Annotated in this window: 6 protein-coding genes; 3 read left to right on the top strand and 3 right to left on the bottom strand. The window is 68.1% G+C overall.

The window, feature by feature from the left end:
- Positions 1-221 precede the first annotated feature (221 nt).
- Together ACWDNU_RS44610 and ACWDNU_RS44605 are read right to left on the bottom strand one after the other, a co-directional pair.
- A complete protein-coding gene (locus ACWDNU_RS44610; protein WP_449673297.1) occupies positions 222-1,031 on the bottom strand; it encodes an Fpg/Nei family DNA glycosylase in 810 nt (269 codons plus the stop codon).
- A complete protein-coding gene (locus tag ACWDNU_RS44605; RefSeq protein WP_344283378.1) occupies positions 1,031-1,504 on the bottom strand; it encodes a ribose-5-phosphate isomerase in 474 nt (157 codons plus the stop codon). The genes ACWDNU_RS44610 and ACWDNU_RS44605 overlap by 1 nt, the downstream gene beginning before the upstream one ends.
- 45 nt (positions 1,505-1,549) lie before the next feature.
- Between ACWDNU_RS44605 and ACWDNU_RS44600 the strand changes: the two genes are divergently transcribed.
- Complete coding sequence (locus ACWDNU_RS44600) at positions 1,550-2,287, top strand: 2-phosphosulfolactate phosphatase (protein WP_449673296.1); 738 nt, start codon at positions 1,550-1,552, stop codon at positions 2,285-2,287.
- Positions 2,284-3,075, top strand: a complete 792-nt coding sequence (locus ACWDNU_RS44595) for an MBL fold metallo-hydrolase (RefSeq protein WP_449673295.1) — start codon at positions 2,284-2,286, stop codon at positions 3,073-3,075. Before ACWDNU_RS44600 ends, ACWDNU_RS44595 begins: the two co-directional genes overlap by 4 nt.
- A 47-nt stretch (positions 3,076-3,122) precedes the next feature.
- Here the strand turns inward: ACWDNU_RS44595 and ACWDNU_RS44590 are convergent, their stop codons facing one another.
- A complete protein-coding gene (locus tag ACWDNU_RS44590; RefSeq protein ID WP_370935443.1) occupies positions 3,123-3,743 on the bottom strand; it encodes a mycothiol-dependent nitroreductase Rv2466c family protein in 621 nt (206 codons plus the stop codon).
- 177 nt (positions 3,744-3,920) lie between these two features.
- On the opposite strand from ACWDNU_RS44590, the gene pepN reads away from it, so the two are divergent.
- Positions 3,921-6,488 (top strand): aminopeptidase N, encoded by a 2,568-nt coding sequence (gene pepN / locus ACWDNU_RS44585; protein ID WP_449673294.1) that lies wholly within the window; start codon positions 3,921-3,923, stop codon positions 6,486-6,488.
- The last annotated feature ends 317 nt before the right edge of the window (positions 6,489-6,805 follow it).

Here is a 6,805-nt window from a genome sequence, read left to right as displayed (position 1 = left end):
AATCAGCAGCACCAGGCCCTCGACCAGCTGGGTCCACACGAGCACGATCGCCAGCCCTGAGGGAATCTGATTCCCTCAGGGTTCCCCTCACGAACCTCGGCCTAGCGCAACGGAACCCGCCGACCGGGGTGCGAGTGGCGAGAACCCCGCGTGCTGCGGAGAAAACCGCATCGGGGCGAACCCAGCTCAAGCCAGCGAGCGCAAACCCAACTCCGCCGAACTCAAGCAGGCTGGCAAGTAGGGCACCAATAAAGATTCCGCGCAGCCAATTCCTTCTGCGCCACCGGAGTCCCGCACACCAGACACGGCATCCCGGCCCGCCGGTAGACGTAAACCTCGCCCCCGTGCCGGTCCTCGCGCGGTGCCCGGCCCATCGCCGCAGGCAAATGCTCCGGCGCGACGGTGTCGATCCGCCCGACCCGGACCCCGGCGCGCATCAGCGTCACCAGGTCCGCCCAGATGTCGTCCCACAGCGCGCGGTCCAGCGCGCGTCCGGGAACCATCGGCGAAATCCCGTGCCGGAACAGCACTTCCGCGCGATAAACGTTCCCGACGCCGGCCAGCACAGCCTGATCCATCAGCAACGCCGCGATCGTCGTCCGAGACCGCGAGATCCGCTCCCACGCGCGATCCGGCTTCGCATCACGGCGCAGCGGGTCCGGGCCTAGCCGGGCCTTGATCGCGTCGACCTGCGCCGGGTCCAGCAGTTCGCACCGCGTCGGGCCGCGCAAATCGGTCCAGTGGGTGCGGCCAACGAGCCGCATCCGCACCTGGCCCACCGGCGAAGAAACAGGCAGCGCGGCCTCGCCGAACGTGCCGTACAGACCTAAGTGGACATGGACTGTCCCCATAGGACCGTAGTTGTGGAACAGGTGTTTCCCGTACGCCTCAGCGGAAACGAGCACCTGCCCGTCGAGTTTCTCCGCCTCAGCGGCGAACCGGCCCTGCGGGCTGCTGACCGAGACCGGTTCGCCGGCGTACCGGCGTTTGTGCAGACGGGCGAGCCGATGGAGCGTGTGCCCCTCGGGCATCAGGCCTCCGGCAGGGCGGGCGGGGTGCCGGTGCGCTCGTAGTCGAGCAGCTGCTGCACGCGCCGCGCGTGCCGCTCGGCCGGGTCGACCGGCGTGGCCAGGAACGCCTCGACGATCTCGGTGGCCTGCTCCTCGGTGTGCATCCGCGCGCCGACGCCCAGCACCTGGGCGTGGTTGTGCTCCCGGGTCAGCTGCGCGGTTTCGACGCTCCAGCCGAGTCCGGCGCGGATGCCGGGCACCTTGTTCGCGGCGATCTGCTCGCCGTTGCCGGAACCGCCGATGACGATGCCGAGGCTGCCCTCGTCGGCGGCCACGCGGCGCGCGGTTTCGACGCAGAACGCCGGGTAGTCGTCGGCCGCGTCGTAGACGAACGGACCGATGTCGGTCACCTCGTGCCCCTGTTCGCCGAGGTGGCGGACAAGGTGGTTCTTCAGCTCGAAACCGGCATGGTCGGATCCCAAGTAGACACGCACAGCGGGAGTGTGCCATCTCGCGCCCGACCCGGCATGCTCCGGGGGGTGGACATCGCAGCGCAGCACGGCGCGGACGTCCGGCTCGAATGGGGCGGCGAAGGCGTCGGAATCCTCGGCCGGGAATGCGCGGTGCTGATCATCGTGGACGTGCTTTCCTTCAGCACCACAACGGATCTCGTCGTCAGCCGGGGCGGCCGCGTGCTGCCGGTGCGCTGGCGCGACGAACGCGGAATCGCCGAGGCGCGCGGGGCCGGAGCAGTAGTCGCCGGCGAAGAGGAATGGACGCTCCGGCCGTCTTCTGTGACGCAGATCCCGTCCGGCACGCTGCTCGCTCTCCCCTCCCCCAACGGCGCGACGCTCTGCGCGGCCGCGCAGAAAACCGGCGCGCACGTATTGGCCGGTTGTCTGCGAAATGCGTCAGCGACCGCGGCGAAAGCCATGGAAATCGCCGACGGACGGCCGATCGGCGTCATTCCCGCCGGGGAACGCTGGGGCGTGGACATGTTCAGCGAAGGAGCGGAATTCGGTCCGCTGCGGCCGTGCGTCGAAGACCAGCTGGGCGCGGGCGCGATCGTCAGCGCGCTGACCGGCTCGCGGTCCGCCGAAGCCGCGCTCGCCGCAGCTGCCTACGCGGCCACCGACGTGCCAGCCGCGCTGACCAGCTGCACCTCCGGCCGGGAGCTCGCCGCGACCGGCCACGGAAACGACGTATTTCTCGCTGCCCAGCAGGACGTCAGCGATAGCGTGGCGAGGCTGTCGCACGGAATTCTGGAGGGGCAATGAGCTGGACCGAGGTGGCCGACGGGGTTTTCGCCCGCCGGTACGACGAACTGGACCTCACCACCGGCTTGGTGCTCGGCCAGGAGCAGTGCCTGGTGATCGACACCCGCGGCGACGTCGACCAGGGCGCCGAATTCGCCGCCGCGATCCGCGAGCTGACCGAGCTGCCGTGGTCGGTCGTCTACACGCACGCGCATTTCGACCACGCCTTCGGCACCACGCCGTTCCTGCCGTGCGACGTCTGGGCTCACCCCGGCTGCCTGCGGGCCATGCTGAAGAACGGCGAAGCCGACAAACAAACCTGGGCCGAGCACTACCGCGAAGAGGGCAAGCCGGAAATCGCCGACGCCATCGAACGCACCGGGCTCATGCCCCCGGACCGCCTCGTGCCCGACCGTGCCGAACTCGACCTCGGCGGCCGCACCGTGACCCTCGTTCACCCCGGCGTCGCGCACACCGACCACGACCTGCTGGTGCATGTGCCGGACGCTGACGTCGTCTTCGCGGGCGACGTCGTGGAACACGGTCCGCACGGCTTCACCGCGTACTCATTCGGGCCGGCCGACGAGCTCGACGCTTGGGCCGACGCGATGGACGCGTTGCTCGCGCTGGAGCCGCGCATCGTCGTGCCTGGGCACGGCGATCCGGTGGACCAATCGTTCGTGCGCGCGCATCGCGACGGGTTGCTGCGGCTGCACGAGCTGAAGACCGCCAAGACGCCGCTCGAAGAGGCGTTGAAAAACTCGCCCTACCCTGAGGACGTCACCAGGGCAGCGCTCGGGTTCTCGTGAGTGCTGGTCACGGTTAGAACCGCGATCAGCACTCACGAGCCGGGCGGTCAGTCGAAGTTCAGGTCCCCGGTCCGGGTGCGCTTCAGCTCGAAGAAGTCCGGGTAGCTGGCCAGCGCGACCGCGCCGTCGAACACCTTCAGCGCGTCCTCGCCCCGCGGGATCGACGACAGCACCGGGCCGAAGAACGCGGTCCCGTTGACGTGGATGGTCGGCGTGCCGACGTCCATGCCGACCGGGTCCATGCCCTCGTGGTGGCTCTTGCGCAGCGCTTCGTCGTATTCGGCCGATTCGCCGGCCTCGGCGAGTTCGGCCGGGGCGCCGATCGCGGCCAGCGCTTCCTTGATGACGAGCTTGCGGTCCTCGTTGTGCTGGTTGTGGTAGCGGGTGCCGAACTCGGTGTAGAAGTTCCGCACGGCTTCCTGGCCCTGGGTCTGCGCCAGCGCGGTCGCGACGCGCACCGGGGCCCAGCCCTCGCTCAGCAGCTCCTTGTACCGCTCGGGCAGGTCTTCGCGGCCTTCGTTCAGCACCGACAGGCTCATCACCCGGAAGGTCAGGTCCAGCTCACGGTGCTTCTCGACCTCGAGGATCCACCGCGACGAGATCCACGCGAACGGGCAGATCGGGTCGAAGAAAAAGTCCACCTTCACAGGCTGGGACGCGTCAGTCATTTTTCACGGGCTCCTCGGCGCGGCTGCTCCCCGGCATTCGCCGGAGGGCGGGGCGAACCCCCGCACTGCGAGGCAACGCGGGAAGCCCTCCGCATTGTTCCCTGGTCGCCGGTTGCGGGCCCGTCATGATTGGATGCTGAACGTCGTGCCAACCGGAACCGAAGACCAGAGGTGCCCGTGCCCGCCCCCAACCTGACGCGTGACGAAGCCAAGCAGCGCTCCGGCCTGCTGGACGTGTCGTCCTACGACATCGAGCTGGACCTGACCGACGGCAGCGGCCGTCCAGGGGAGAAGACGTTCCGCTCCACCACCACGGTGCGGTTCTCCAGCAGCCGTCCCGGCGAAGCCTCGTGGATCGACCTCGTCGCCGAAGGCGTCCGCTCCGCCGTGCTGAACGGCACTGAGCTCGATGTCAGCGGCTACGCCGAGGAAAAGGGCATCGCGCTGCCCGGCCTTGCCGCGGAGAACGAACTCGTCGTCACCGCCGACTGCCGCTACATGAACACCGGCGAGGGCCTGCACCGGTTCGTCGACCCGGTCGACGACGGCGTCTACCTCTACACCCAGTTCGAGACCGCCGACGCGAAGCGCATGTTCGCCTGCTTCGACCAGCCGGACCTCAAGTCCGTCTACCGGCTCGCGGTGCACGCCCCGCGCGACTGGAAGGTCGTGTCCAACGCGCTCGTCGAAAGCGCCGAGGACACCGAGGACGGCGCGCGCCGCACGCAGTTCGCCGAATCCGAGCGGATTTCCACCTACCTGGTGGCGCTCGTCGCCGGCCCGTACGCGGAATGGACCGACGAGTTCCGCGACGAGCACCGCACCATCCCGCTCGGCATCTACTGCCGCGCGTCGCTCGCCGAGCACATGGACGCCGAGCGGCTGTTCGTCGAAACCAAGCAGGGTTTCGCCTTCTACCACGAGAAATTCGGCACCCCCTACCCGTTCTCCAAGTACGACCAGCTGTTCGTGCCGGAGTTCAACGCGGGCGCGATGGAGAACGCCGGCGCGGTCACCTTCCTCGAGGACTACGTCTTCCGCAGCCGCGTCACCCGCTACGCCTACGAGCGCCGCGCCGAGACGCTGCTGCACGAGATGGCGCACATGTGGTTCGGCGACCTGGTCACCATGCGCTGGTGGGACGACCTGTGGCTGAACGAGTCGTTCGCGACCTTCGCGAGCGTGTTCGCCCAGGCCGAGGCGACCGAGTACAAGAACGCCTGGACCAGCTTCGCGAACATCGAGAAGTCCTGGGCCTACCGCCAGGACCAGCTGCCCTCGACTCACCCGATCGCGGCCGACATCGTCGACCTGCACGCGGTCGAGGTGAACTTCGACGGCATCACCTACGCCAAGGGCGCGAGCGTCCTCAAGCAGCTGGTGTCCTACGTCGGGATCGACCACTTCCTCGACGGCCTCAAGGTCTACTTCGGCAAGCACGCGTGGGGCAACGCCACGCTCGCCGACCTGCTGGCCGCGCTGGAGGAAGCGTCCGGCCGCGACCTGTCGTGGTGGAGCGCGGAATGGCTGGAGACCACCGGCCTCAACTCGCTCAGCCCGCGCTACGAGATCGCCGCGGACGGCACCTTCGCGTCGTTCGCCGTCGTGCAGACCGGTGCGAAGCCGGGCGCCGGCGAGCTGCGCACGCACCGCGTCGCGGTCGGCGTCTACGACGAGGACGGCGACGGCAAGATCGTCCGCACCCGCCGCGTCGAACTGGACGTCACCGGCGAGCGCACCGAGGTCCCGGACCTGGTCGGGCAGGCCGCGGGCAAGCTCGTGCTGGTCAACGACGACGACCTGACCTACTGCCGGATGCGCCTCGACCCGGCGTCGCTCACGACGCTGATCGACCGGATCGGCGACATCACCGAATCGCTGCCGCGCACGCTGTGCTGGTCGGCCGCTTGGGAGATGACGCGCGAGGCCGAGTTGAAGGCTCGCGACTTCGTGACGCTCGTGGCGCGTGGGATTCACGCCGAGAGCGAAGTCGGTGTGGTGCAGCGGCTGCTGTTGCAGGCGCAGACTGCGCTCAATTCTTATGCCGATCAGAAGTGGGCTGCTTCTGAGGGGTGGCCTGCGTTGAGCGGGCGGCTGTTGGAGTTGGCTCGGACCGCGGAGGCTGGGTCGGATCATCAGCTGGCGTTCGTGAACTCGCTGGCCGGTGGGGTGTTGAGCGACGAGATTCTGGCGGAGATCGCTGGGTGGCTTGACGGGTCTGCGCCGTTGCCGGGCCTCACGGTGGACACTGATCTGCGGTGGCGGTTGTTGCAGGCGTTGGTCGCGCATGGCAAGGCTGGTGCGGACGAGATCAATGCCGAGCAGGAGCGGGATGACACTGCTGCTGGGCGGCGGCACGCTGAGCGGTCTCGGGCGTTGCAGCCGACTGCGGAGGCCAAGGCTGATACTTGGCAGCGGGCTATTTACGACGACGAGATTCCCAATGCGGTGAGCGATGCGTTGATTTCCGGGTTCTCGCACCCGGGGCAGAAGCACTTGCTCGGGGAGTACATCGAGCGGTACTTCGAGGTTATCGACGACGTGTGGGCTCGGCGGTCTAGTGAGCGGGCTCAGCCGACGGCGATCGGGTTGTACCCGTCGTGGGCTGTTGAGCCTGCGACGGTTAATGCTTCGGATGAGTGGCTTGCCGGGGAGCATCCTGCTGCGTTGCGGCGGCTTGTTTCCGAGGGGCGGGCTGGGATTGTTCGGGCGTTGGCTGCTCGGGACTTCGATAGCCAGGCTTGAGTTTTGCTTTGGGTTTGACCCAAGTGTGTTGCGTTGGGGCACCCCGAAGCTGATGTGACTACGGGCTGAGGGTGCTTGTCAAGGCGGGAAAGATGCCTTGACAAGCACCCTCAGCCCGTGTTTTTGGCTTCGTATCGGGGTGCTGGGCCGGGTCTGGCTGCATGGCTAGCTTCGTAGGGTGGCTGCGGTTGGGTGGTGGGGCTAGCGCCCCAATGTGGCATTGGGTGCATGCGACGAAGTCCGGATCCGCCGCCAGCTCGCCGGCCAGCCAGCGCAGCGCGGACGGGTCCACGAGCTGGTTCGCCAGGAGGATTCGC

The organism is Amycolatopsis sp. NPDC003676 (assembly GCF_053587275.1).
This window is presented reverse-complemented; position numbering and strand designations above follow the sequence as displayed.